The sequence below is a fragment of the Streptomyces sp. NPDC058985 genome (assembly GCF_042740985.1).
Classification (GTDB): domain Bacteria; phylum Actinomycetota; class Actinomycetes; order Streptomycetales; family Streptomycetaceae; genus Streptomyces.
Genome location: NZ_JBHYJX010000053.1, coordinates 1 through 24,738, shown reverse-complemented (window position 1 = coordinate 24,738; position 24,738 = coordinate 1). Strand labels below are relative to the sequence as shown.

Below are 24,738 nucleotides of genomic sequence, written 5' to 3'. Positions count from 1 at the left end.
CAAGCAGGCGGCGCGCCGGATCGTCGGCATCCAGGGTCTGTCGTTACGTCAGTTGGTCCCGATCCGCGAGAGCAGCTCGACGATCCGGCCCTGCACCTCGCCGCTGGTGGAACGCTCCGCCAGGAACAGCACCGTCTCGCCCGACGCGAGCCGCGGCAGGTCGGCCTGGTCGACGGCGGCGGTGTAGACGACGAGCGGGGTGCGGTTGAGCTGCCCGTTCGCGCGCAGCCAGCCGACGATGCCGGCGGAGCCGTCCTGGCGCCGCTGCACCTGCATCAGGTCCATCACCACCAGGTTCGGCCGGAACTGCCCGGCCAGCGTGACCGCGTCGGCGTCGCTCGCCGCCCGCGCCACCTGCATCCCGCGCCGCTCCAGCGTCGAGGTCAGCGCCAGCGCGATCTCCGCGTGCTCCTCGATCAGCAGCACGCGCGGCGGGTGCTGCTCGGTGTCCCGGGGCGCGAGCGCCTTCAGCAGTACGGCCGGATCGGCGCCGTAGGCGGCGTCCCGCGAGGCCTGTCCGAGGCCGGCCGTGACCAGCACCGGCACCTCGGCGGCCACCGCCGCCTGCCGCAGCGACTGGAGTGCGGTGCGGGTGATCGGCCCGGTCAGCGGGTCCACGAACAGCGCGGCCGGGAACGCGGCGATCTGGGCGTCTACCTCCTCGCGCGAGTGCACGATCACCGGCCGGTAGCCGCGGTCGCTGAGCGCCTGCTGCGTGGAGACGTCCGGCGCGGGCCACACCAGCAGCCGGCGCGGGTTGTCCAGCGGCTCCGGCGGCAGCTCGTCGTCCATGGGCTGCGGACGCGGCGGGTCCGCCACCTCGACGGCCCCTCCGGGTCCGTCCAGCGGCTCGGGCCCCTCGGCGGCGTCCTTGTCCGGCGCTCCTATGGCGTACGACCGTCCGGCGCCCTCGGTGAGGGGCGCGAGCCGCTGCTGTCCGCCGCCCAGCGAGGTCTGTTCCTGTCCTGGCGCCGGCGGCTGCGGCTGGGGCTGCTGCTTCGGCTGCGTGGTGGCGGTCGGCTGCTCGGTCGCCGGGTGCGGGCGCGCCGCCTGGTCCGCGCGCGGGTCGGGCGGCGTACCCAGCTTGCGGCGCCGACCCGGCTGCTGCGGCGCGGGGGCGCCCGTCGGCTGCTGCACCTGGACCGCCTGCCGGTTGAACGGCACGCCCTGGCCCAGTGTCCGGACGCTGATCGACCGTCCCTGGGTCGAGTTCGGGTCGACGGGCGCGGACGTCTCGGCGGGCAGGGGCTGCGCCACGCGGGGTGCGGGCGCGTTCTCGGGCGGCAGCGGCGTGCCCCGGCTCGGCGTGGTGCCGGGGACGCCCTGCGGGGGCGTCGGGGTGGTGCCGTCGGCCGGTACCGGGGCGCCCTCGGGCTGGGGCGCGGCGGTCGCGGGCCAGGGCTGCGGGGCGTCGGGTGCGGACGGGGCGTCGGAAACGTCCTGACCCACGGTGTGCTGCGGCGGCACCGGGGAGTCCGGCACGGGCGGCGGGGCCTGCGCCGGGCCACCCTGCGCCGGCACCGGCGCCGCTTCGTCGGCGGGACGGGCGGCCCCGGCCCGGCGGCGCCGCCCGGTGGGTGCGTCGGCCGGGTGCGGCTGGGGCGGCGTGTGGTCCTCGGCCTGGTCGTGCGGTACGGCGTCGTGGCGGCCCTCGTCGAGCGGGGCGTCACCGAGGGCGGCCGGGCCGGGCACCTGAGTCTGCGTCTGTGTCTGCGTCTGCGGCGTGGCCTGTGCCTGTGAGTGTGCCTGCGCCTGTGTCTGGACCTGGCCGATGTGACCGGCCGCGGCCGGAGTGCCCTGCGCCGGGCCTTGGGCCGGTCCCTGTCCCGTCGCCGTGTCGTCGTCGGCCGGCCGGTCCGCGTCGGCGGGCGGCAGGGCGAACACCTGACGCGGCGCCGCCTCCTGGGCGGCGGCCCGCTCGTTCGCGGAGGCCAGGGCACGGCGTCGGCGGCCGGTCGGCCGGTCGGCGTCCGCCGGGTCCGACTCGCCGGCCTGCGCGGGCAGCGCCGGGGGCAGCACCTGCTGCTCCCCGCCGTCCTGCCGGGCACGTCCTCCCGCGGGCGCGGGCACGCCCTGCGGCGGTACGGTCCCGCCCAGTCCGGTGTTGGAGGCCGCGGCCCCGCCCCGGTCCCCGGCCATGACGACGGCGCCCTCGGACACCCCGGCCCGCGCTCCCGGCGGCAACTGGGCGACGTCGGTGCCCGCGGCCTCGGCGGGCCGCCCGCGCCGACGCCCGGTACCGCCGGACCCGGCCACGTCACCCGGCGCCGCCTGCGCGGGCACCGGAAGGGGGGCCGAGGACGGGGCGCCCGGCGCCTGGGCGACGTACCCCTGGGCGACCTGCTCCCGCGCGACCTGTTCCGGCCCGGTCTGCTCCTGCGTCTGGGCCGCGCGCCGCCTGCGCCGCCCGGTCGGTGCGGTGCCCTCGCCCTCGGGCCCGCCCGGCTCCTCGCCGCCCGCGACCTCGCTCTCCAGGAACGCGTCCACGGAGGACGCCGCCCGCCGGGCGCGCCGCCGCCCGCCCCCGGCAGCCGGCTCGCGAACGGCGAGCGCGTTGTCCGCACCCGCGCCACCCGCGCCACCCTCGCCCCCGCCGCCCTGCGCCGGGATCTGTGCCGCCGCCGGATCCGCCGCCTGATCCGTGGCCGGCGCCTGGGCCGCCACGGCCCCGGCCCCGCCTCCGATCGGCACCTCCAGCACGTACGCGCTGCCGCTCATGCCCGGCATCTCGTGCGTCTGGAGCACGCCGCCGTGCGCCCGCACGATCCCGCGCACGATCGGCTCGTGCACCGGGTCTCCCCCGGCGTACGGCCCGCGCACCTCGATGCGGACGACCGCGCCGCGCTGCGCCGCCGCGACCACGACGGTGTTGTCCAGGTAGCCGCCCGTCGCCGACACGGGCGAGTTGCCGGTGGCGTCGACACCCGCGACGTCCGCGACGAGGTGGGCCAGCGCGGTGGCCAGCAGCCGGACATCGACCTCGGCCTCGATGGGCGGCGCGTGCACGGCGAACTGCACCCGCCCGGGACCGATCAGCTCCACGGCCCCGTCGACACCGGCGGCGACGACGGCGTCGAGCATCACCTTCGTACGGGCGACCTGCTCGCTGCCGACGTCGAGGCGCTGGAAGCCGAGGACGTTGTCGATGAGCGTGGTGATGCGGGAGTAACCGGCCGACAGGTGGTGCAGCACCTGGTTGGCCTCGGGCCACAGCTGCCCGGCGTCGTCCGAGGCCAGCGCGGCCAGTTCCCGGCGCAGTTCGTCCAGCGGCCCGCGCAGGGAGCCGCCGAGGAGGGTGAGCAGCTGCTCGTGCCGGGCGGCGATCGCCTCGTACCGGTCCTTCTCCCGCTCGCCGAGCGCGGCGTAGCGGTCGGCGTCCGCGGCGATCTCCTCCGCGTGCTTCTCGCGCAGCTCCTCCAGCTCGGCCTCGTGCTGGCGGCGCAGCGCGGTCAGCTCGGAGGCGTGCTCCTCGGCGAGCCGCTCCAGTTCCTCCGCGTGCCGCTGCTCCGCCTCCTCGTGCTCCTTGGCCAGCGTCTCGTGGGGGCGGCGGTCGGTGAAGGTCATCACGGCGCCGACGAGCTGGTCGCCGTCCCGCACGGGCGCCGTCGTCAGGTCGACGGACACCTGGTCGCCGTTCTTGGAGAACAGCACCTGCCCGCGCACCCGGTGCTTGCGCCCGGAGCGCAGGGTGTCGGCGAGCGGGGACTCGTCGTACGGGAAGGGCGAGCCGTCGGCCCGCGAGTGCAGGACGAGGGTGTGCAGCTCACGGCCGCCGAGTTCGCCGGCGCGGTAGCCCAGTATCTGGGCGGCGGCCGGGTTGACGAGGACGATCCGCCCGTCGGTGTCGGTGCCGACGACGCCCTCGGACGCGGCCCGCAGGATCATCTCGGTCTGGCGCTGCGAACGGGCCAGCTCGGCCTCGGTGTCGACGGTGCCGGAGAGGTCGCGGACGACGAGCATCAGCAGTTCGTCGCCGGTGTAGCCGTAGGTGTCGTAGGCCTGCTGGCCGGTCTCCAGGTTGGCGCTGGTGACCTCGACGGGGAACTCGGAGCCGTCGGTGCGCCGGGCGACCATCCGGGTCGGCTTGGTCCGCGCCCGCGGGTCGACGTGGTCGGGCCGCCGCATGGAGCCGGGGATCAGCCGCGAGTCGAACTGCGGGAGCAGGTCCAGCAGTCCGCGGCCCACCAGCGCGGTGCCCGGAGTCTCGAACGCCTCCAGCGCGATGGTGTTCGCGTTGACCACGGTGCCGTTGGCGTTGACCAGTACCAACGCGTCGGGCAGCGCGTCCAGTATGGCTGCGAGGCGAGCAGTGCCTCGGGATGGCCTGCTGCTCACGAGACGCTTCCCTCCTGTTACCGCACTTGCCGACCGCCTGGGCCATCTTGCCAACCGGCCCCCAGGGTGTCACGCGAGGGAGTCTAAGGGTTGGGCCCCGGCGGGCGGCGTGGGATGCGACGGAGGTCGCACGAGGAAGTGACGTAGAACGTGTGAGCGGTGACCGCCGGGCGGGCGGGCGCCCGCGACGGAGGCCCGCGCCCCTTAGGACGGAGGCCCGCGCCCCTTACGACCGTCCGGGCGCCCCCACCTCGGGCAGCAGCGGCACCATGCGGTTCCAGCGGGAGATCTCGCAGCCGTCGCGCCGGTCGTACGTCACGTCGACGGGGCGTCCGGCCCAGACGCCGGTGACGTGGGCGGTGGCCGGGCCGCCGTACTGCATGGTGCAGAGGCTGCCCTCCGGGACCGGGGCGAAGGTGTCCTGACCCCAGCGGGTGTCGCGCTCGGCCACGGCACAGGCGCCGGCCGGGTCGGGGTGGCTGCCGCCGGCCGGGTGGCAGTACAGCTCGAACGTCCCGTCGGCGGCCGGACCGGCGTTCCGCACGGTGACGGCCAGGTGGTCACCGTGCGGAACGTCGGCACCGGCACCGGCACCGGCACCGGCACTGGCACTGGCACCGGTGCCGACGGCCGCGGCCGGGTGGGCGGCGGAGAGGGAGGCGAGGGTCGCGACGGACAGGGCGGCGGCGCCGAGGAGGCGGGCGGCGGGGATGCGGGTGACCTGGAACATGACCTGACCAACGCGCGGGCGCGCCGGACGTTGCGCGGCGGCCCGCCGACCGGGCCGTAAGGGCTTTGCCCTGCGGCCCGCCCGCCTAGTACCGTGGGGGTCGATTGGTGACAGCGCGCTCAACTGTGTCATCATCGGCACGCACCGCTCGCGCTCGCCCGCGAGATGGTGATGTTGTCTGGAGGCGTCGCCTAGTCCGGTCTATGGCGCCGCACTGCTAATGCGGTTTGGGTTTTAAAGCCCATCGAGGGTTCAAATCCCTCCGCCTCCGCACCGATCACCGAAGCCCCGGCCATCCGGCCGGGGCTTCGCTGTCGTCTGCGGTCGCGCACCCTGCCGACCCTGCCCTGAAGACCGTTTTCGCAGCTCACAACGGGTGCGGCCAATGGATTTCACATGGCGGCGGCAGTCATGTAATGTTCTTCCTGTCGCCGCGAGCGGGCCGGAAGGGCCGGGAGCGGCGGTAAAACTGAAGAAGACAAGCACTCGTAGCTTAACGGATAGAGCATCTGACTACGGATCAGAAGGTTGCAGGTTCGAATCCTGCCGAGTGCACATCTGTCGAAGGCCCGTCGAATCGCCGACGGGCCTTCGGTGTTTTCTGGTCGGCGTGATCGTCTTTCGCAAGTGTGTCTAGGGTGTGCCCATGTTGCGAGGACGCATCTTCTTCATATCCGACCGGCCGAGCCTCGACGGAGGCACCCGGTGAACAAGCCGCTGAGGGCCGTGGCGATCTTCTGCGGGCTGCTGGTGCTCGGTCTGCTGATCCGGGCGAACTGGCTGCAGTACGTCCGTGCCCCGGAGCTCGCCTCCGACGACAAGAACCGGCGGGTCCAGATCGAGCAGTTCGCCACCCCGCGCGGCGACATCGTCGTCGGCGGCCGGGCCATCACCGGCTCCGCCGAGGTGAAGGGCACCGACCTCAAGTTCAAGCGCACCTACACCAACGGGCCGATGTACGCGCCGGTGACGGGATACGCGTCGCAGGCCCAGGGCATGACGCTGCTGGAGAAGACCTACGACTCCATCCTCACCGGCAAGGACGACCGGCTGGCCTTCCAGCGGTTCGCCGACGTCGTCAGTGGTGAGGGACGGCGGGCCGGCTCGGTGGTCACCACCATCGACCCGAAGGCGCAGAAGGCCGCCTGGGACGGGCTGACCGACCTGAAGGGCGCCCGGGGCGCCGTGGTCGCGCTGGACCCGCAGACGGGGAAGGTGCTGGCGCTGGTCTCGGCGCCCTCCTACGATCCGTCGAAGTTCGCGGGCAGCACCTTCAAGGAGTCCGACCGCTTCGTGGCGCTGGACAAGCAGAAGAACAAGCCGCTGGCCAACCGCGCGCTGCGGGAGACCTACCCGCCGGGCTCGACCTTCAAGATCCTCACCGCGGCCGCCGCCCTGGAGCACGGGATCGTCTCGGACGTCGACGCCCGCTCGGACGCCGCCTCCCCCTACCAACTGCCGCAGGCCAGCAACAAGATCGGCAGCGAGGCCGGCGACGCGGTCTGCGACAAGGCCTCGATGAAGACCGCCATGCAGTACTCCTGCAACAACGTCTTCCTGGACGCCGCCTCCAAGCTGGGGCAGGACAAGATGCGCGAGACGGCGCAGAAGTTCGGGTTCAACGAGAACGTCTACTCCGAGGACTTCGGCGACCTGCTCGCCACCAAGAGCCTCTACCCCGAGGACCTCGACGCACCGGGCACCGCGCTCACCGGCATGGGGCAGGGCAGCCTGACCAGTACGCCGATGCAGATGGCCATGGTCACCGCCGGGCTGGCCAATGACGGCAAGGTGATGCAGCCGTACATCGTGGACGAGGTCAAGGGACCGGATCTCGGCACGCTGGAGAAGACCGAGCCCAAGGTGATGAGCGAGGCCGTCTCCGCCGAGACCGCGCAGAAGGTCCAGGAGATGATGGAGTTCACCGCCAAGGAGGGCAGCGCCCGCCGCGCCCAGATCGAGGGCCTCACGGTCGGCGGCAAGACCGGTACCGCGCAGCGCGGTGTCGACGTGAACGACGAGGTGCCCTACGGCTGGTTCGTCTCCTACGGCAAGAAGGACGACGGGTCCTCCGTCGCCGTGGCCGTCTTCATCGACCCGACCGACATGGACATCTCCCGTGAGGACATCTCCGGTGGCGGTCTCGGCGCGCCGATCGCCAAGAGCGTCATGGAGGCGGTCCTGAAGCAGTGACGCCGGTGCCGGTGCCGGTGCCGGTGCCGGTGCCGGTGGAGGCGGTGGTGGCGGAGGCGGTGGTGGTTCAGGCTCCCGCGGCGTCGTACGCCTCGCGGGCCCGCTCGACCGCCGCCATCCGCCGCTCCGTCCACAGCGCCAGGTCCCTGACCTGCTCGGCGGCCTCGCGGCCGAGGGCGGTCAGGGAGTAGTCGACGCGGGGCGGGATCACCGGCTTGGCGTCCCGGTGGACCAGGCCGTCGCGCTCCAGGGTGCGCAGGGTCTGCGCCAGCATCTTCTCGCTGACGCTGCCGATCTCGCGGCGCAGCTCGCTGAAGCGGTAGGGGCGCTCCAGCAGCGCGATCAGGGCCAGCGTGCCCCAGCGGCTGGTGACGTGCTCCATGACCAGGCGCTCGGGGCACAGCGGGTCGATGTCTGCCATGCCCATACGGTACTTCCGCCGTTGTCAGTGCCGGCCTCTAGTCTCGACGGTGATGGCACAGGCATGGAAGTGCGCGGGGCTGCGCTGGACGGGCGAGGGTCCGGTGCTGACGTGGGCCGGAGGGCGCAGCAGTGCCCTGGCCCGGGGGAGACGGGTGGCCTTCGCGGTTGCCGAGGGGGGTGTCCGGACCTGCGTGGGAGCACGGGGGAACGCGTGCCCGGTGCGCGCCGCCGTGCCGGGGCGGAGCACGGGGGCGCGGTGCGAGGAGTGCGCGCGGCTGGACCGGGCGCACTCCGTGGCCGCCGACACCCTCGCGGACGACCCGCGGCCCTACCGCGTCTACCTGGCCTGGTTCGGGCCCGGCCTGGTCAAGGTGGGGATCACCGCGCAGGCTCGGGGCGCGGCCCGGCTCCTTGAGCAGGGCGCCGTCTGCTTCAGCTGGCTCGGCTGCGGGCCCCTGATGGCGGCCCGGCGGACCGAGGAGCTGCTGCGGGCCGCGCTGGGCGTCCCGGACCGGATTCCGTACGCCCACAAGCGGGCGGTGCGCGCCGCGCTGCCCGGGACGGGGGCGGAGCGGTCGGCCGAGATCGCGGAGCTGCACGCGCGGGCGGTGGCGCTCGGCGGCTGGCCGGAGTCGCTGACGCCGGAGCCGTTCCGGGGTGTGGACCACGCGGGCGTCTTCGGGATCGAGGGTCCGGACCGGTGCCCGGCCGCCGTGGGAGAGGTGGCCGAGCTGGTGGCGGGCGGGGCGGTCGGGGGCGCGCTGGTGGCGGCCGCCGGGCCGGATCTGCATCTGGCGACGGAGCGCGGGGTCGTCGTCCTCGACACCCGGCTGATGACGGGGTGGGAGCTGGTGTCCGCCGGCGGACAGCCCTGTGCCGTGCCGGTGCGTGCGTACAGGGAGGCGGCCGGGGTCCAGGACGAGCTGTTCTGAGACCCGCCCCCACCCCCTCCCCACCCCCTCCACCCCCTCCCCACCCCCCGCCCCGCCCCCTTGTCCGGGGGCGGGCCGGGCGCGATCGTGGCCCCATGAGTGATCACGAGGCCGGGCAGGTCCGGCGGTTCTGGGAGGGGCTCGGGCTGCCCGGGCTGGTCGACGTGCACACCCACTTCATGCCCGAGCGGGTGCTGGCCAAGGTCTGGGCCTACTTCGACGGCCTCGGCGCGCTGACCGGCGGACTCGACTGGCCGATCACCTACCGGCAGGAGGAGGACGAACGCGCGGCGCTGCTGCGGGAGTTCGGCGTGCGCGCCTTCACGGCCATGCTCTACCCGCACAAGGCCGGCATGGCCGAGTGGCTGAACGGCTGGGCGGTGGACTTCGCCCGCCGCACACCCGACTGCCTGCACACCTCCACCCTCTTCCCCGAGCCGGGCGTCGAGGCGTACGTCCGCCGGGCCGTCGAATCGGGGGCGCGGGTCTTCAAGGCCCATGTGCAGGTGGGGGCGTACGACCCGGCCGACCCACTCCTCGACGGGGCCTGGGGCGTGCTCGCGGAGGCGGGGGTCCCGGTCGTCGTCCACTGCGGGTCGGGGCCCGCGCCCGGCAAGCACACCGGGCCCGAGCCGATCGCCCGGGTGCTGGCCCGGCACCCCCGGCTGCGGCTGATCGTCGCGCACCTCGGGATGCCCGAGTACGAGGACTTCCTGGACCTCGCCGAGCGGTACGGCGAGGTGCGGCTGGACACGACCGTGGCCTTCACCGACTTCAGCGAACGCCTCGCTCCCTTTCCCCGCCGGGCGCTGCCCAGGCTGGCGGACCTCGGCGGCCGGGTCCTGCTCGGCTCGGACTTTCCCAACATCCCGTACCCCTACCTGCACCAGCTGCACGCCCTGGAGCGGCTGGACCTGGGCGACGCGTGGCTGCGCGGGGTGTGCCACGACAACGCGGCCCGGCTGTTCGGCCTGGCGGAGGGCTGAGGCGCGCCGGGGTTTCTCAGAGAATTCACAGCTCGGGGCAAGGGCGTTCTCAGAGCGCCCCGACATCGTGTCCGGTATGACCACGACCTCGCCCCAGGGGCGCACCGAACTGCTGAGGCCGGACGGGAGCCCCGTCCGGGTGCTTGTGGTGGACGACGAGCAGTCCATCACCGAACTGCTCTCCATGGCCCTGCGCTACGAGGGCTGGCAGATCCGCAGCGCCGGTGACGGCCACGGCGCCGTCCAGTCCGCGCGGGACTTCCGGCCCGACGCCGTCGTGCTGGACATGATGCTGCCCGACATGGACGGCCTGAGTGTGCTGGGGCGGCTGCGCCGCGACCTGCCGGACGTGCCGGTGCTGTTCCTGACCGCCAAGGACGCGGTCGAGGACCGTATCGCCGGGCTGACCGCCGGCGGGGACGACTACGTCACCAAGCCGTTCAGCCTGGAGGAGGTCGTCGCCCGGCTGCGCGGCCTGATCCGGCGCTCGGGCGCCGCCGACCGGCGTTCCGAGTCCGTCCTCGTCGTCGGCGACCTCACGCTGGACGAGGACAGCCACGAGGTCACCCGCGGCGGCGACGGCATCCACCTCACCGCCACCGAGTTCGAGCTGCTGCGGTTCCTGATGCGCAACCCGCGGCGCGTGCTGAGCAAGGCGCAGATCCTGGACCGCGTGTGGTCGTACGACTTCGGCGGTCAGGCCAACGTCGTCGAGCTGTACATCTCGTACCTGCGGCGGAAGATCGACGCCGGGCGCGAGCCGATGATCCACACCCGGCGCGGAGCCGGTTACCTGATCAAGCCCGCCGCCTCGTGAGCCGACGGCGACGACCGCGGCCGCGGACCCTGCGGACCCGGCTCGTTGTCGCGTCGGTGGCGCTGATCGCCGTGGTCTGCGCGGTGATCGGGGCCGTGACGACGGTGGCGCTGCGCTCCCATCTGTACGAGCAGCTGGACAAGCAGGTGGACGAGGTCGCGATGCGGGTGTCCGGTTTCGGGCCGCCCGGTGACCACCAGCCGGGCGGCGGCGAGGGCCCGCAGAGGATGGACCTCGACGAGTTCGTCACCCGCGGACCGCAGCCTCGCGGCACGATCGTCGCCGAGGTCCGGGACGGTGTCGTCGTCGACGCCAAGTACGGCGAGAAGGACGAGGACAGCACCAACTTCAGCGGCACCAGCCCGGTCGCCCTCACCGAGGCGGAGCGCGCGGCGCTGGCGTCCGTCCCCCGGGACGGCGGCCGGCACACCGTCGAGATCGGCGGCCTCGGCGACTACCGCGTGGAGTACAAGGACGGCTACTACGCCGCCGTTCCGACCTCCGAGGCCGACAGCACCGTCACCACCCTGATCCTGGTGGAGGCCAGCGTCACCGCCGCCGGTCTCATCGCCGCCTCCCTCGCCGGGACCGTCATCGTCGGCGTCGCCACCCGCCCCCTGCGCCGCGTCGCCGCCACCGCCGGCCGGGTCTCCGAACTCCCCCTGCACGCGGGCGAGGTGAACCTCGACGAACGCGTCCCGGAGTCCGAGTGCGACCCGCACACCGAGGTCGGCCGGGTCGGGTCCGCCCTCAACCGGATGCTCGACCACGTGCACGGGGCGCTGCACGCACGGCAGGAGAGCGAGACGCGGGTACGGCAGTTCGTCGCGGACGCCAGCCACGAGCTGCGCACCCCGCTGTCCTCCATCCGCGGGTACGCCGAACTCACCCGCAGGGGACGCGAACAGGTCGGCCCCGACACCCGGCACGCGCTCGGCCGTATCGAATCCGAGGCCGGGCGGATGACCCTCCTGGTCGAGGATCTGCTGCTGCTCGCCCGCCTGGACGCCGGGCGGCCGCTGCGGTTCGAACGGACCGACCTCGTACCGCTGGTCGTGGACTGCGTCAGCGACGCCCGCGCGGCCGGGCTCGACCACAACTGGCGGCTCGACCTGCCGGAGCAGCCGGCACCGGTCTCGGCGGACGCCGCCCGCCTCCAGCAGGTGCTGGTCAACCTGCTGGGCAACGCCCGCAACCACACCCCGCCCGGCACCACCGTCACCGCGCGGGTGCGGGCGAGCGGCGGGTGGCTGTGCGTGGACGTCGAGGACAACGGGCCCGGGATCCCCGCCCCGTTGCTGCCGCACGTCTTCGAACGGTTCGCGCGGGGCGACTTGGCGCGCTCCCGGGCCACCGGCTCGACGGGGCTCGGGCTCGCCATCGTGCACGCCGTGACGACCGCGCACGGCGGTGGGGTGACCGTTGCGAGCGTGCCGGGGCGGACGGTCTTCACCGTGCGTCTGCCCGCGCCGCCGGACCCGGCCGGCGACCGGGCGCACTCACAGGCACGGCACAGCCTCACCACACGGGTGCGACAGGGGAGTTGAGAAGAGTCGGTGTCATGCGAACCGACTCTTCTCCCGGCTCCCTGCCGGCGCGGGAGCATCTCCCGGCCACAGGAGCCGGTACGCCTGTCCTGGACGTAGTGGTCCCCGTCTACAACGAGGAGAAGGACCTCGGGCCGTGCGTGCGACGGCTGCACGAGCACCTCACCCGGACGTTCCCCTACGCCTTCCGCATCACCGTCGCGGACAACGCCTCCACCGACGCCACCGGGCACGTCGCGGCCCGGCTGGCGGCGGACCTCGTGGAGGTCAGGTCCGTCCGTCTTGAGCAGAAGGGCCGGGGCCGGGCCCTGCGGACCGTCTGGTCCGCCTCGGACGCCCCGGTCCTCGCCTACATGGACGTGGACCTCTCCACCGACCTCAACGCGCTGCTGCCGCTGGTGGCGCCGCTGATCTCCGGGCACTCCGACCTCGCGATCGGCTCGCGGCTCGCCCGCAGCTCGCGGGTCGTGCGCGGCGCCAAGCGGGAGTTCATCTCCCGCACCTACAACCTCATCCTGCGCGGCTCCCTCCAGGCCCGCTTCTCCGACGCCCAGTGCGGCTTCAAGGCGATCCGCCGGGACGTCGCCCAGGTGCTGCTGCCGCTGGTGGAGGACACCGGCTGGTTCTTCGACACCGAGATGCTGGTGCTCGCCGAGCGTGCCGGGTGCCGGATCCACGAGGTCCCGGTCGACTGGGTCGACGACCCCGACTCCACCGTGCACATCGTCCGGACCGCGACCGACGACCTCAAGGGCGTGTGGCGGGTCGGCAGGGCGCTGGCCACCGGGTCGCTGCCGCTGGACCGGCTGGCCCGGCCCTTCGGCGACGACCCGCGCGACCGTGAGCTGACGGGCGTACCGCAGGGGCTGGCCCGGCAGCTCGTCGGGTTCTGCGCCGTGGGCGTCCTGTCCACCCTCTGCTACCTGCTCCTCTACAGCGGCTTCCGCGTCTTCGCCGGTTCCCAGGTCGCCAACGCGCTCGCCCTGCTCGTCTCGGCGGTCGCCAACACCGCCGCCAACCGGCGGCTGACCTTCGGGGTGCGGGGCCGGGGCGGTGCTGTGCGGCACCAGGCGCAGGGGCTGGTCGTCTTCGGCATCGGCCTCGCGCTGACCAGCGGCTCGCTCGTCGCCCTGAGCGCGGCGACGACCGACCCGGACCACTCCACCGAGCTGGCGGTGCTGATCGCGGCCAACCTCGCGGCCACCGTCCTGCGCTTCCTGCTCTTCCGCGCCTGGGTGTTCCCGGAGACGCCGGCCACCGGCACCGGCCGGATACCGGAGCCCGGGGTTCCTGATCAGTACCTCGTCTGGAGCGACGCGACCGCGCGCCTCCAGCCGGTCCACCCCGCCGCCGACACCGACCCGAGGGACGGACGATGACGACGCACTACGAACGGCCCGCGCCCGCGGGGGACACCCGGACCCCGGGCGTCGAGGACGGGGAGCCGCCGTCCCGCGCACCGTCCGCGCACCGCGGCACCCGCCGGTCCCGGCCGCACGGACTGTGGCGGGGCCGCCCCGAGGACCCCCGCTGGGTCCGCCCGGCCTTCCTCGGCCTGCTGCTGGCCACCGCGCTGCTCTACCTCTGCAACCTGAGCGCCTCCGGCTACGCCAACTCCTTCTACTCGGCGGCCGTGCAGGCGGGCAGCGAGTCCTGGAAGGCGTTCTTCTTCGGCTCGCTCGACGCGGGCAACGCCATCACCGTCGACAAGCCCCCGGCCGCCCTGTGGCCGATGGCGCTGGCGGTGCGGATCTTCGGGCTCTCCTCCTGGTCGATCCTCGTCCCCGAGGTGCTGATGGGCGTCGGGACGGTCGCCGTCGTGTACGCGGCCGTGCGCCGCCGGTTCAGCCCCGCGGCCGGCCTGATCGCCGGTGCGGTGCTGGCGCTCACGCCGGTCGCCGCGCTGATGTTCCGCTTCAACAACCCGGACGCGCTGCTGGCGCTGCTGATGTCCGTCGCCTGCTACCTCGTCGTACGGGCGCTGGAGGACGGCCGGACCAAGTGGCTGGTGTGGGCGGGGGTCGCGATCGGCTTCGCGTTCCTGGCGAAGACCCTCCAGGCCTTCCTGATCCTGCCCGCGCTCGCCCTCGTCTACGGCGTCTGCGCGCCGGTGCGGCTGCGCAGGCGGCTCGGGCAGCTCGCGCTGGCGACCCTCGCCATCGTCGTCTCCGGCGGCTGGTGGGTCGCGGTCGTGGAGCTGTGGCCCGCGTCGTCCCGCCCGTACGTCGGCGGCTCGCAGAACAACAGCTTCCTGGAGCTGACCTTCGGCTACAACGGCCTCGGCCGGCTCAACGGCGAGGAGACCGGCAGCGTCGGCGGCGGCGGGGGCCCCGGTGGCGGGGGCGGCGGGATGTGGGGCGAGACCGGCTGGGACCGGATGTTCAACTCCGAGATCGGCGGCCAGATCTCCTGGCTGCTGCCGGCCGCCCTGATCCTGCTCGTCGCGGGCCTGGTCGCCACGCGCCGCGCGGGCCGCACGGACACCGCACGCGGGTCCTTCCTGGTCTGGGGTGGTTCGCTGCTGATGACCATGGCCGTCTTCAGCTACATGGCCGGCATCTTCCACCAGTACTACACGGTGGCCCTCGCGCCGTACCTGGCGGCCGTGGTGGGCATGGGCGCCGCGGCGCTGTGGGAGCGGCGGGAGCGGATCTGGGCCTCGCTGGCCCTCGCGGCGGCCGTCACGGCTACCGCGGCGTGGGGATACGTGCTGCTCAACCGCACGCCGGACTACCTGCCGTGGCTGAAGTGGCTGGTCCTGGTCGGCGGCCTGGTCGCCGCGCTCGGGCTGGTCTTCGCCGGGCGGCTGGGGCGCCGGATCGTCCTCGCGGTCGCCGGCCTGGGCCTCGTGGCCTCGCTGGCGGCGCCGACGGCGTACACGCTGAGCACCGTGCGGGAGGGGCACAGCGGCTCCATCGTCACGGCCGGTCCGTCCGGCGCGAGCATGATGGGCGGCCCGGGCGGTGGCGGCGGCGGCCGGGGCGGCGGTGGTTTCCCCGGCGACGGGAACGCACCCGGGCAGGGCCAAGGACAGGGACGGGGACAGGGGCAGGGCCAAGGTCAGGGCCAGGGCGGTCCCGGGGGCGGCGGAGGATTCCCCGGCGGCGGGGGCGGCACCGCTCCCGGCCAGAACCAGCAGGGCAACGGCGCCCCCGGCACCGGCACGGCCCCGGGCGGCCAGGCAGGCGAAGGCGGCCGCACGGGCGCCGGCGGGATGGGTGGCGGCGCGGGCGGGCTGCTCAACGGCGCCCAGGTCGGCTCCGAGGCCAAGAAGCTCCTGGAGACGGACGCCGGGGACTACACCTGGGCGGCCGCCGCGATCGGCTCCCAGAACGCCGCGAGCTACCAGCTCAGCACCGGCGACCCGGTGATGGCGATCGGCGGCTTCAACGGCACGGACCCGTCACCGACCCTGGCCCAGTTCAAGAAGTACGTGGCCGACGGCAGGATCCACTACTTCATCGGCGGCGGTGGCATGGGCGGCGGCATGGGAGGCGACTCCGGCACCGCGTCGCAGATCACCTCTTGGGTCGAGGCCAACTTCAAGGAGGTCACGGCCGGCTCGGCCACCTTCTACGACCTCACCCAGCCGACGAGCTGACCGGAGGCCCGGCGCGAAGGCGTCTGCTGTGCAGCGCATGGGAAGCCCTATGCGCTGTACGGCATGACGACGTCCTCCCAGGAACAGAAGACCGCTCCCACGGTCCAGGGCCACCCGCGGCGCCGGCTGATCCTCGGCGTCATCAGCCTCGCCCAGCTCCCGGTGGCCCTGGACAACACCGTGCTCAACGTGGCCATCCCTCGCTCACCGGTGAACCGGGCGCGGCGCAGTCAGTCGGTGGGGGCGGTGGCCGTATTGCTCGGTGGGGTGGTGGCGGCGGTGCTGCTGCGGCGGGCGGAGAAGCTGGCCGCCTGAGGGGCGGGGTGGCAGGGTAGTCGTGCGGCTGACGGTCCGTCGTGGCTGGTCGCGCCGTTCCCCGCGCCCTCCACGGGGCGTCCGGCCGACCGGCGTTCGACGAGTCGAGGAGAAGACGCGCATGGCGAAGGCAGGACGGCGGGAGCCGCGGGCCAGTGTCTGGATGGCGGACACGGAGCGCCGCGGCGGCCGGCGTGGCGGGCAGCCGTCAGGGCTGGACCGGGAGCGGATCACCGCGGCCACGGTCCGGCTGCTGGACGCCGAGGGGCTGGCGGGCTTCTCCATGCGCCGCCTGGCCGCCGAGCTGAACGTCACCGCGATGTCCGTCTACTGGTACGTCGACACCAAGGACGAGCTGCTCGAACTCGCCCTGGACGCGGTCTTCGGCGAGCTGCGCCACCCCGGCCCGGAGGCCGGCCAGGACTGGCGCGCGCGGCTGCGCACGCTGGCCAGGGAGAACCGCGCCCTGCTGGTGCGCCACCCGTGGCTGGCCCCGCTGCTCGGCACGTACCTCAACATCGGGCCGCACTCGCTCGCGTTCTCCCGGGCCGTGCAGGCCGTCATGCGCGGCAGCGGTCTGCCCGAGCACCGGCTGACGGGGGCCATCTCCGCCGTCTTCCAGTTCGTCAACGGCTACGGCACCGTCGAGGGCCGCTTCCTCGCCCGGGCGGCGGACCGCGGCCGGAGTCCGGACGAGTACTTCCAGGACTCGATGGAAGCGGCGACCGAGGTGCCGGACACCGCGGGCGTCATCGGGGAGGCCCAGGAGATCATGGCGGCCCGCGGCGGCGGCAGCGTCGCGGAGATGCTCGACCGGGACTTCGAGTTCGCGCTCGACCTGCTGGTCGCGGGTATCGAGGCGATGGTCGAACGCGGCTGACCCCACGTCGGCCGTCGCTCCCCCGGGGCGTTCTCAGTCGTCCGCCGCCAGCCGCGCCGGGAAGCCGCCGGTCGCCACCGGCCCCCACCGCTCCGGCGTCACCCGGACGATCGACTTGCCCTGCCGGACCATGGCCTCGCGGTACTCGTCCCAGTCGGGGTGCTCGCCGGAGATGTTGCGGAAGTACTCCACCAACGGCTCCACGGAGTCGGGCGAGTCGATGACCTCCGCCGTGCCGTCGATCTGGACCCACGGGCCGTTCCACTCGTCGCTGAGCACGAGGAGGCTGACCCGCGGGTCGCGGCGCGCGTTACGGGTCTTGGCCCGCTCCGGGTAGGTGGAGACGACGATCCGGCCGGAGTCGTCGACCCCGCAGGTCAGCGGCGACGCCTGGGGGCCGCCGTCGCCCCGCCGGGTGAGCAGGATCGCCCGGTGCCGGGGGCGGACGAAGTCCAGCAACTCGGCGAGGGAGACACGGGTGTTCGTCGCGATGTTCGGTGCCATACCACCAGCCTAGGTCGTGTCCGCAAAGTCCTGCCGTCCGCCCGCGGGGCAGGCAGGACTTTGCGGACACGGCCTAGGCCGCCACGCCCCGGCGAGGGGCCCGCCGGCCCGCCGGGCGGCGCACCGTCGCGCAGGCCCTCAAGCCACCGTGTCACTCTCCGCGCGCACCGCCTCCGCGAGGTTGTCGTGCACCGGGACGTCACGGCGCAGGCCGGAGAGTTCCAGGACGCGGCTCGGGACGGTCTTCGGGGCGGCCACCACCCGTAGGCGGGCCCCGGCGGGGAGGCGGTGGCGTACCGCGGTGAGGAGACGGACGCCCTGGGAGTCCATGAAGCGGGTCGCGGACAGGTCCAGGACGAGGAGGCGGAAGTCGGCGGACCGCTGGTCCACGGCGGCCATGATCATCGGCAGCAGAGCCGAGGCGTTGCAGAAGTCGATCTCGCCGGGCATGTCGAGCACCGCGCAGCCGGGGGGATCACACGGCTCGCGCGGCCCGCAGGGCTGGGGGAGGAAGGTCACAGCACTCACCTGACAGATGTCCGTCCGGTTTCGGCCGGGCCGCTTCCTGACCCGCTCCCCATTCCATCACGCGCCCGAGCGGCACGGAAGGCGGCCGCCCGCTCCTTCGGCCGGGCGTCACCGGCACGCAACCAAGCAGCTAAAGTGCTGTTCGTCCTGTGCTCGCAGTCGGGAATGTGCTGCGGAGCTCTCCTGCGCACGGCCGTTTGGCCGGGCATGCCGAAGAGGTTCGTGGTGGCTGCGTCCGAATTTCCTGATTTGCCGCGTTTTCCGGTGGGCTTCGAGCTGGCCGAGTCCCTGACGGCGGCCGCACGCCACCTGCACGGGACGGGCACCCCCGACGACACCATGCACGCCGCCGTCGAACTGGCGGTGCGCCTGCTCCCCGACGCCGAGCACGCGGGCATCGCGGAGATCCAGCGCGGCGGCCGGCTGCGCACTCTCGCCTGGACCGACGAGACCGTACGGTTCGCCGCCGACCCCCGCCACGGCGGCGGCCACACCCCGCACCCGGACTGGGAGCACCTGTGGACCACGCCGGTGGTGCGAACGGCCGACAGCGAGGCCGACGGCGGCGCCAACGCCCTGTCCGGCCTCGGCCTGCGCTCGGCACTCTCGCTCCGGCTGCGCGCCGACCGGCGCCGCCTGACCGTGCTGACGGCGTACGCGCGTAAACCGCAGGCCTTCGACGAGGACGCCACCCGCATCGGACGGCTGTTCACCGCGCACGTCTCGCTCGCCCTGGACTCGGCGACCGTGCGCGAGCAGCTCACCGAGGCGATGCGCACCCGGGACCTGATCGGCCAGGCCACCGGCATCCTCATGGAACGCCTGGACATCGACGCGGCCGGCGCCTTCGATTCCCTGGTCAAGGCGTCCCAGCGGGAGAACGTGAAACTGCGCGACCTGGCCCGGCGCATCGTCGACGCGAACACGGGTTCGGGCGGCCGAGGCGTCAATGAGCGGTGACGGGACAGACGTAGGGGCATGACCTCGGAGATCCCCGACACCCTCGACCGGGCGATGGCACGCAGCCAGGGACTCGACACCCTGCTGCGCGACGTGACCGACCGCGCCGTCGCGGAGGTGACCGGCGCCGCCGCCTGCTCCGTCACGGTGCGCCGGTCCGACCGGCTGATGACCCTGGCGGGCAGCACCGGTCTGCCCAGCGGCCTGGACCTGCGCCAGTACGAGAACGGCTCGGGCCCCTGTGTGGACGCCGCCGAGACGCAGACCCCGATGTACTCGGCAGATCTGGCGAACGAGAGCCGCTGGCCCGCGTACACCGCGTACGCGCTGGGCACCGGTGTGCGCTGCGTGCTGGCGCTGCCGCTGCCGGTCGACGGCGAGCCGGACGCCGCGCTCAACCTCTACGGCCTGGAACCGGACTCGCTCGCCGAGGGGCGGGACGCCGCCCGCGCCTTCGTGGAGCGGACGGCGGCGGCCGTGAACGAGGCCCTGCGGATCGAGCGGGAGCAGGCCTCGGCGGCCGACGTGCGCACCGCTCTGCTCTCCCGCAGCGTGATCGACCAGGCGGTCGGCATGGTCATGGCCGGGGAGCGGGTGGACGCCCGCCAGGCCATGGAGCGGCTGCGCCGGGCCTCGCAGAACCGGAACGTCAAGCTCCGGGATCTCTGCGCCGAACTGGTGGCCCGGGCGCCCCGCGACGGCTCAGACGGCCGGCAGTGACTCCCCCTGGACCGCCTGGATGTCCAGCTCGACCCTGAGGGTCGTCCCGATGGCGGCGATGCCGGCCTGGACGACCTGGTTGTAGTTCATGGCGAAGTCCTCGCGGTGCAGCTCGGTCGTCGCGCGGAACGCGGCCCGGGTGCCGCCCCAGGGGTCGGCGCCGGTGCCGAGGTAGGCCAGGTCCAGGTCGACCGGGCGGACGACGCCGTGCAGCCCCAGTTCGCCGTGGACGGTCCAGCGGTCGGGGCCGGCCTCGGACACCCCGGTGGAGCGGTAGGTGATCTCCGGGAAGCGCTCGACGTCCAGGAAGTCCGGCGAGCGCAGGTGGGTGTCGCGCATGCCGTTGCCGGTGTCGATGGAGGCGGCCCGGATCACCGCCTCGACCCGGGACTTGGCGACGTCGTCCGGCGCGATCTCGACCAGGGCGGCGAAGTCGGTGAAGCGGCCCCGCACGCTGGAGATGCCGAGGTGCTGCGCGACGGCGGAGACGGCGGAGTGCGCCGGGTCGACCGTCCACGGTCCGGGCGGCGGCAGTTCGGTGCCGCCGTGCCGGGCCAGCGTCACCGTGCCGACCTCGGCCCGGCCGCTCGCGGTGACGATCGCGCTGGACGCGGCGGGCGCGTACCCGACCGCGGTGACGATGACGGTGTACGCCCCCGGCGTGAGCGGGGTGGCGTCGCGCACGGTGCCCTCGGTGTCCGCCTCGGCGCGCAGCACCTGGGCGCCGGTCATGTCGGTCACCGTGACGACCGCGTGCGACACGGCCCATCCGTCCCGCGTTCGGATCCTCGCGGTCAGTCCCATCCCGTTTTCTCCCTGCAAAGGCTCAGAAAGTGGTCGTAAAGAAGCCGGCCCGTGGTGGGCGGGCGCACCTCCGCTCAGAGCGCGCACGCCACCACGGGCCGGGGACTCGCTACTCGCCGGGGTGGGCGAGTTCGATGTCGTGGCCGTCGGCACCCTGGCCGGCGACCGTCAGGGCCGTCGCCACCGGCGGGTAGCCGGTCGCGATGACGGTGTACTCACCGGCGTCCAGGTCGGTGAAGGCGTACGCCCCGTCCGCGCCGGTGGTGGCCGTGCCGACCACGTTGCCCGCCGCGTCGACCAGGGTGACGCGGGCGTCGGCCAGCGCGCCGTGCGGCGCCTTGACGACGCCCTGGACCCGGGCTCCGGCCTGGAGGTCGACCTCGACCCGGGTGACCCCGGCGCCGCCGACCTCGACCGGCAGGGCGCGCGGCCGGTAGCCGACGGCGTTGACCGCGACGGTCACCGTGCCCGGCACCAGCTCGGCGAAGGAGAACTCGCCCTGCTCACCGGTGGCGGCGCTGGCCAGCAGGTCGCCGCGCACATCGGTCACGATCACCATGGCGTCCTTGACCGGCAGCCCGTTCTCCAGCGCCCGGACCAGGCCGGTCAGGCCGCTGGTGCCGCTGAGCAGGATGTCGAAGGCGACCGGCTCGTCGTTGACGACGATGGTGGACGCCTGCGGCTGGAAGCCGTCGGCGGAGGCGATCAGGACGTACGATCCCGCGCTCGGCGCGTCCAGCACGTAGGAGCCGTCGGCCTGGGCGACCGACCGGCCCAGCTGCCGGCCCGCCAGCGAGATCAGCGTGACGGCGGCCTGCGGGACCGGGGCGGACTCGGCGCCGCGGACGAAGCCGCGGACCGCGATGCCACCGGCCACGGACGCCGTCGGCTCACCCGGACCGGTCGCCGTCGCGACGGCACCGAGCCGCTGGGTGGCCGCGTCCGCGGCGACCTGGGTGTCCGAGACGGCCGACGGAGCGGCGGGCGCCGCCACGGCCGCCATCGCACCGGCCGGAACCGGCTCCCCGGCGACCCGGGTGGCCTCGGCCGGGGAGCCCGCCGTGGGCGGGGCGGCCTCGGCGGCGGCCTCCGCGGCCTGGGCGAGGGCGCCCGAGGTGCGCAGCGGAACCTCCTTGATGAACAGGGTCACCAGGAAACCGATCAGGGCGATCGGCGCGACGTACAGGAAGATGTCGGCGATGCCGTGCCCGTAGGCGCTCTCCAGCCACTCGCGGATGCCGGGGGGCAGCATGTCCATGTCGGGGATGGCGCCGCTGCCGGAGGCCTTGGCGGCCGCCGCCTGCTCCTGCGGGCTGAGCTGTCCGATGGTGTCGGAGGCGTAGTGGCTGATCCGGGACGACATGATTGAGCCGAGCACCGACACGCCCACCGCGCCGCCGAGGGACCGGAAGAAGGTCACCGTGGAGGAGGCCGCGCCCAGGTCGCCCGGGGCCACCTGGTTCTGCGTGCAGAGCACCAGGTTCTGCATCATCATGCCGACGCCGAGACCCATCAGCGCCATGAAGATCGCGATGTGCCAGTACGCGGTGTCGTAGCGCATGGTGCTGAGCAGGCCCAGGCCCGCCGTGAGCAGCACGCCGCCGGCCAGCAGCCAGCGCTTCCACTTGCCGGTCTTGGTGATGACGATGCCGGAGACCGTGGACGAGACGAACAGGCCGCCGATCATCGGGATCGTCATGAGCCCGGACATCGTCGGGGACTTGTCCCGGGCCAGCTGGAAGTACTGGCTGAAGTAGACGGTGCCCGCGAACATCGCGATACCGACGAACAGCGAGGCCAGCGAGGCCAGCGTGATGGTGCGGTTCTTGAACAGGCGCAGCGGGATGATCGGCTCGCTGGCCTTCGACTCGACGAAGAGGAAGATCAGGGTCAGGAGGACGGCACCGCCGACCATGACACCCGTCTGCCAGGACATCCAGGAGTACTTGTCGTCGGCGAAGGTGACCCAGATGAGCAGCAGGCAGACGGCCGCGGTGATGAAGAAGGCGCCGGTCCAGTCGACCTTGACCTTCCGCTTGTTCACCGGCAGGTGCAGCGTCTTCTGCAGCACGATCAGCGCGATGATCGCGAAGGGCACGCCGACGTAGAGGCACCAGCGCCAGCCGAGCCAGCTGGTGTCGGTGATGACGCCGCCGAGCAGCGGGCCGCCGACGGTGGCGACGGCGAAGGTGGCGCCGAGGTAGCCGGAGTAGCGCCCGCGCTCACGCGGGGCGATCATCGCGGCCATGATGATCTGCGCCAGGGCGGAGAGACCGCCGCCGCCGAGGCCCTGGATGGCGCGGGCGGTGATCAGCATCGCCGGGTTCTGTGCCAGACCGGCGATGACGGAGCCTATGACGAAGACGACGAGGGCCGTCTGGACCAGCGCCTTCTTGCTGATCTGGTCGGCGAGCTTGCCCCACAGGGGGGTCGAGGCCGTCATCGTCAGCAGCGAGGCGGTGACGACCCAGGTGTAGGCGCTCTGGCCGCCGCCGAGGTCGCCGATGATCTCGGGCAGCGCGTTGGTGACGATGGTCGAGGACAGAATGGCGCAGAACATGCCGAGCAGCAGCCCGGACAGCGCTTCCATGATCTGCCGGTGCGTCATCGGAGCGTCTCCGGTGGAGCCTCCCCCGTGCTTGGCATGAGCCCGCACACCGGCTGGTGTGGTCGTTGCCATGGACTTCCTTTGCTTACGTGGTGATCGCGGGTGTACGGGTGGACTGTTCGTCCCCGGACAGGGCGGGAGGCCGGGCCGCGGGGGCCCGGCAGTCGTCGAAGCTGGCCCTGAGGCGGGCCATGAGCCGGGAGAGCTGACCGACCTCGTCGTCGGACCAGTCGCTCAGCCGGTGGGCGAGCAGCTGGGTGGTCCGCTCGGCGATGTCGTCGAGCTGGGCCTGCCCCTCGGGCGTCAGACGCAGGATGCGCGAGCGCTTGTCGGCGGGGTCGGGGGAGCGTTCGATCCAGCCCCGGTCCGCGACGTGGGCGACATGGCGGCTGGTCACCGACATGTCCACGGCGAGTAGCTCGGCGAGCTTGCTCATGCGCATGTCCCCGTGCCGGCCGAGCAGGGTCATGACGGCGGCGGAGCCGCCGGGGCAGTCGGCGGGCAGCAGTCGGCCCATCTCCCGCTTGACGGCGCCGAAGGCGCTGAACTGACGGATCAGCTCCTCGTACTGCGCCTTCCCGGCCATGCGCGCACCTCCCGATTCGTTGCTTAGGGCAACGATAAGTTCCGTTGGTTGCTACAGGCAAACAAAAACGGTCGTTGCGCCATAAAAAGTTGGCAAAGGCAAGTATTACGAAAGTAAACGCGCAGGTGGCGGCCTGTGGGGCGGGGCAAGGTCGGTCAAGAGCCCCGCACTTGGGCGGCACCCGCGGATTCGCTAGTGTCTCGGCCCATGGCTAACAACCAGGGCCCCCAGGGCACCAACGACCCCGCAGGCAGCACCCAGATGTTCCGCGCGTTCGTCGACGACGCCCCGCAGACCCGCCAGGCGGCCCCCGCCGCCTCCTCCGGCCCCCGCGTCGGCCTGATCGTCGGCATCGTGGCCGCCGTGATCGTCGTCGCGGCGGTGGCCTGGCTGGCGCTGGGCTAGACAACACGGGGCTCGCCCCTCGGGCGGGCAGATCTCCCCACGGGCGCGGGCCCGGCCGGCTCGGTGCGCCCGTGGCCCCGGCGTCCGGGTGGGCTCCGTATCCCCTCGGCCCGGGCACGGACCGCTGCCGCCTCGCCCTGGCGACCGGCGCCCGGTGGCCCGGTGGGTCCGTGGTCCGGCACCCCGGTACCCCGTACTCGGGCGGGGCAGTCAGCCCCCGGAGCCGGCCCTGGGCGCCCGGCCCAGCATCCGCTGCCCCGGGTGAAACGGGCACTCGCGCCTGGGCGGGGGAGCAGGCACCCGGTACGGCATCCGCGCCCGGCCGCAACGGGTACCCGGCACGGCACCCGCGCCCGGCCGGGACGGCCACCCGGCCCAGCACCCGCTGCCCTGAGTGGGACTGGCACCTGCACCTGGGCCGGGACAGGTACCCGGCACGCACCCGCGCCCTGAGTGGGACGGGCACCCGCGCCCGGCCGGGACGGCCACCCGGCCCAGCACCCGCTGCCCTGAGTGGGACTGGCACCTGCACCTGGGCCGGGACGGGTACCCGGTACGGCACCCGCGCCCTGAGTGGGTCAGGCACCTGCACCTGAGCCGGGACAGGCACCCGCCCCCAGCACCCGCGCCCTGAGTGGGTCAGGCACCCGCATCTGGGCCGGGACGGGCACCCGTCCCAGCACCCGCACCCGGCACGGCAACCGCACCCGGCCCCGACAGGCACCGGCACCTGGGAGCGGCACCCGGCATACGACGGCGGGCGCCGCGGCCCCCCCCGCGGGCCCCGGCCGCCGCCGCGGCGGTGTGCCCCGAGCCGCCGCTCCGCCGCCCAGCAGCGTGGATTATACACAAAAACAAAAACAC

20 protein-coding genes and 2 tRNA genes are annotated in these 24,738 nt (G+C 73.6%); 14 read left to right on the top strand and 8 right to left on the bottom strand.

The genetic code is table 11. The annotated features are described in order from the left end of the window. Positions 1-48: 48 nt before the first annotated feature. A complete protein-coding gene (locus ACFW01_RS32780; protein ID WP_384509746.1) occupies positions 49-4,335 on the bottom strand; it encodes a PAS domain-containing protein in 4,287 nt (1,428 codons plus the stop codon). A 226-nt stretch (positions 4,336-4,561) separates the two neighbouring features. Further along, positions 4,562-5,065, bottom strand: a complete 504-nt coding sequence (locus ACFW01_RS32775) for an SSI family serine proteinase inhibitor (RefSeq protein ID WP_384509743.1) — start codon at positions 5,063-5,065, stop codon at positions 4,562-4,564. Between the two features lie 180 nt (positions 5,066-5,245). On the opposite strand from ACFW01_RS32775, the gene ACFW01_RS32770 reads away from it, so the two are divergent. The 3 genes from ACFW01_RS32770 (at position 5,246) to ACFW01_RS32760 (ending at position 7,258) form a co-directional block, all read left to right on the top strand. Then, a tRNA-Ser gene (locus tag ACFW01_RS32770) sits at positions 5,246-5,336 on the top strand. Between the two features lie 211 nt (positions 5,337-5,547). Next, a tRNA-Arg gene (locus ACFW01_RS32765) sits at positions 5,548-5,620 on the top strand. 150 nt (positions 5,621-5,770) lie between these two features. Beyond that, entirely contained in the window at positions 5,771-7,258 is a 1,488-nt protein-coding gene (locus tag ACFW01_RS32760) for a peptidoglycan D,D-transpeptidase FtsI family protein (RefSeq protein WP_384509740.1), read from the top strand. Positions 7,259-7,325: 67 nt separating this feature from the next. On the opposite strand, the gene ACFW01_RS32755 is transcribed toward ACFW01_RS32760, so the two are convergent. Then, positions 7,326-7,685 (bottom strand): helix-turn-helix domain-containing protein, encoded by a 360-nt coding sequence (locus ACFW01_RS32755; RefSeq protein WP_234956327.1) that lies wholly within the window; start codon positions 7,683-7,685, stop codon positions 7,326-7,328. A 46-nt stretch (positions 7,686-7,731) separates the two neighbouring features. Between ACFW01_RS32755 and ACFW01_RS32750 the strand changes: the two genes are divergently transcribed. The 8 genes from ACFW01_RS32750 to ACFW01_RS32715 all read left to right on the top strand — a co-directional run bounded on the left by ACFW01_RS32750 (position 7,732) and on the right by ACFW01_RS32715 (position 16,759). Further along, positions 7,732-8,613 (top strand): DUF2797 domain-containing protein, encoded by an 882-nt coding sequence (locus ACFW01_RS32750; RefSeq protein ID WP_384509735.1) that lies wholly within the window; start codon positions 7,732-7,734, stop codon positions 8,611-8,613. A 95-nt stretch (positions 8,614-8,708) separates the two neighbouring features. Further along, positions 8,709-9,599 carry an amidohydrolase family protein gene (locus tag ACFW01_RS32745; protein WP_384509733.1) on the top strand — a complete coding sequence of 297 codons (891 nt, stop codon included), beginning with the start codon at positions 8,709-8,711 and terminating at the stop codon, positions 9,597-9,599. Between the two features lie 76 nt (positions 9,600-9,675). Beyond that, positions 9,676-10,416: a response regulator transcription factor gene (locus tag ACFW01_RS32740; RefSeq protein WP_234956323.1), complete on the top strand. Its 741-nt coding sequence runs from the start codon at positions 9,676-9,678 to the stop codon at positions 10,414-10,416. Further along, complete coding sequence (locus ACFW01_RS32735) at positions 10,413-11,963, top strand: sensor histidine kinase (RefSeq protein ID WP_384509729.1); 1,551 nt, start codon at positions 10,413-10,415, stop codon at positions 11,961-11,963. Before ACFW01_RS32740 ends, ACFW01_RS32735 begins: the two co-directional genes overlap by 4 nt. A 14-nt stretch (positions 11,964-11,977) precedes the next feature. Next, a complete protein-coding gene (locus ACFW01_RS32730) occupies positions 11,978-13,342 on the top strand; it encodes a bifunctional glycosyltransferase family 2/GtrA family protein (RefSeq protein WP_234956321.1) in 1,365 nt (454 codons plus the stop codon). Beyond that, positions 13,339-15,564 (top strand): ArnT family glycosyltransferase, encoded by a 2,226-nt coding sequence (locus ACFW01_RS32725; RefSeq protein ID WP_384509725.1) that lies wholly within the window; start codon positions 13,339-13,341, stop codon positions 15,562-15,564. The genes ACFW01_RS32730 and ACFW01_RS32725 overlap by 4 nt, the downstream gene beginning before the upstream one ends. Before the next feature lie 63 nt (positions 15,565-15,627). Then, entirely contained in the window at positions 15,628-15,879 is a 252-nt protein-coding gene (locus tag ACFW01_RS32720) for a hypothetical protein (RefSeq protein WP_384509795.1), read from the top strand. Positions 15,880-16,000: 121 nt separating this feature from the next. Beyond that, on the top strand, positions 16,001-16,759 hold the full coding sequence (locus ACFW01_RS32715; protein WP_384509722.1) for a TetR/AcrR family transcriptional regulator: 759 nt from the start codon (positions 16,001-16,003) through the stop codon (positions 16,757-16,759). Between the two features lie 33 nt (positions 16,760-16,792). On the opposite strand, the gene ACFW01_RS32710 is transcribed toward ACFW01_RS32715, so the two are convergent. Beyond that, a complete protein-coding gene (locus ACFW01_RS32710) occupies positions 16,793-17,263 on the bottom strand; it encodes a PPOX class F420-dependent oxidoreductase (protein ID WP_122616469.1) in 471 nt (156 codons plus the stop codon). A gap of 138 nt (positions 17,264-17,401) precedes the next feature. Continuing rightward, the gene (locus ACFW01_RS32705) at positions 17,402-17,782 is read right to left on the bottom strand and encodes an STAS domain-containing protein (protein ID WP_234956318.1); all 381 of its coding nucleotides are present in this window, start codon (positions 17,780-17,782) and stop codon (positions 17,402-17,404) included. A 216-nt stretch (positions 17,783-17,998) separates the two neighbouring features. On the opposite strand from ACFW01_RS32705, the gene ACFW01_RS32700 reads away from it, so the two are divergent. Both ACFW01_RS32700 and ACFW01_RS32695 read left to right on the top strand, forming a co-directional pair. Continuing rightward, positions 17,999-18,751, top strand: a complete 753-nt coding sequence (locus tag ACFW01_RS32700; RefSeq protein WP_384509719.1) for an ANTAR domain-containing protein — start codon at positions 17,999-18,001, stop codon at positions 18,749-18,751. Between the two features lie 18 nt (positions 18,752-18,769). Next, complete coding sequence (locus ACFW01_RS32695) at positions 18,770-19,471, top strand: GAF and ANTAR domain-containing protein (RefSeq protein ID WP_384509716.1); 702 nt, start codon at positions 18,770-18,772, stop codon at positions 19,469-19,471. Here ACFW01_RS32695 and ACFW01_RS32690 read toward each other — a convergent pair. The 3 genes from ACFW01_RS32690 to ACFW01_RS32680 all read right to left on the bottom strand — a co-directional run bounded on the left by ACFW01_RS32690 (position 19,454) and on the right by ACFW01_RS32680 (position 23,469). Next, positions 19,454-20,275 carry a YceI family protein gene (locus ACFW01_RS32690; protein WP_384509713.1) on the bottom strand — a complete coding sequence of 274 codons (822 nt, stop codon included), beginning with the start codon at positions 20,273-20,275 and terminating at the stop codon, positions 19,454-19,456. The genes ACFW01_RS32695 and ACFW01_RS32690 overlap by 18 nt on opposite strands. A gap of 109 nt (positions 20,276-20,384) precedes the next feature. Beyond that, complete coding sequence (locus ACFW01_RS32685) at positions 20,385-22,955, bottom strand: MFS transporter (RefSeq protein WP_234956312.1); 2,571 nt, start codon at positions 22,953-22,955, stop codon at positions 20,385-20,387. 13 nt (positions 22,956-22,968) lie between these two features. Next, positions 22,969-23,469 carry a MarR family transcriptional regulator gene (locus tag ACFW01_RS32680; RefSeq protein WP_234956310.1) on the bottom strand — a complete coding sequence of 167 codons (501 nt, stop codon included), beginning with the start codon at positions 23,467-23,469 and terminating at the stop codon, positions 22,969-22,971. A 207-nt stretch (positions 23,470-23,676) separates the two neighbouring features. Here ACFW01_RS32680 and ACFW01_RS32675 point away from each other — a divergent pair, with 207 nt between their 5' ends. Then, on the top strand, positions 23,677-23,874 hold the full coding sequence (locus tag ACFW01_RS32675; RefSeq protein ID WP_163015840.1) for a hypothetical protein: 198 nt from the start codon (positions 23,677-23,679) through the stop codon (positions 23,872-23,874). The last annotated feature ends 864 nt before the right edge of the window (positions 23,875-24,738 follow it).

Coding starts and splice junctions, on each gene's coding strand:
- ACFW01_RS32680 (WP_234956310.1), bottom strand. CDS start 23,469: ATGGCCGGGAAGGCGCAGTACGAGGAGCTGATCCGTCAGTTCAGCGCC.
- ACFW01_RS32740 (WP_234956323.1), top strand. CDS start 9,676: ATGACCACGACCTCGCCCCAGGGGCGCACCGAACTGCTGAGGCCGGAC.
- ACFW01_RS32675 (WP_163015840.1), top strand. CDS start 23,677: ATGGCTAACAACCAGGGCCCCCAGGGCACCAACGACCCCGCAGGCAGC.
- ACFW01_RS32685 (WP_234956312.1), bottom strand. CDS start 22,955: ATGGCAACGACCACACCAGCCGGTGTGCGGGCTCATGCCAAGCACGGG.
- ACFW01_RS32690 (WP_384509713.1), bottom strand. CDS start 20,275: ATGGGACTGACCGCGAGGATCCGAACGCGGGACGGATGGGCCGTGTCG.
- ACFW01_RS32725 (WP_384509725.1), top strand. CDS start 13,339: ATGACGACGCACTACGAACGGCCCGCGCCCGCGGGGGACACCCGGACC.
- ACFW01_RS32745 (WP_384509733.1), top strand. CDS start 8,709: ATGAGTGATCACGAGGCCGGGCAGGTCCGGCGGTTCTGGGAGGGGCTC.
- ACFW01_RS32755 (WP_234956327.1), bottom strand. CDS start 7,685: ATGGGCATGGCAGACATCGACCCGCTGTGCCCCGAGCGCCTGGTCATG.
- ACFW01_RS32700 (WP_384509719.1), top strand. CDS start 17,999: ATGCCGAAGAGGTTCGTGGTGGCTGCGTCCGAATTTCCTGATTTGCCG.
- ACFW01_RS32710 (WP_122616469.1), bottom strand. CDS start 17,263: ATGGCACCGAACATCGCGACGAACACCCGTGTCTCCCTCGCCGAGTTG.
- ACFW01_RS32730 (WP_234956321.1), top strand. CDS start 11,978: ATGCGAACCGACTCTTCTCCCGGCTCCCTGCCGGCGCGGGAGCATCTC.
- ACFW01_RS32715 (WP_384509722.1), top strand. CDS start 16,001: ATGGCGAAGGCAGGACGGCGGGAGCCGCGGGCCAGTGTCTGGATGGCG.
- ACFW01_RS32695 (WP_384509716.1), top strand. CDS start 18,770: ATGACCTCGGAGATCCCCGACACCCTCGACCGGGCGATGGCACGCAGC.
- ACFW01_RS32750 (WP_384509735.1), top strand. CDS start 7,732: ATGGCACAGGCATGGAAGTGCGCGGGGCTGCGCTGGACGGGCGAGGGT.
- ACFW01_RS32720 (WP_384509795.1), top strand. CDS start 15,628: ATGACGACGTCCTCCCAGGAACAGAAGACCGCTCCCACGGTCCAGGGC.
- ACFW01_RS32775 (WP_384509743.1), bottom strand. CDS start 5,065: ATGTTCCAGGTCACCCGCATCCCCGCCGCCCGCCTCCTCGGCGCCGCC.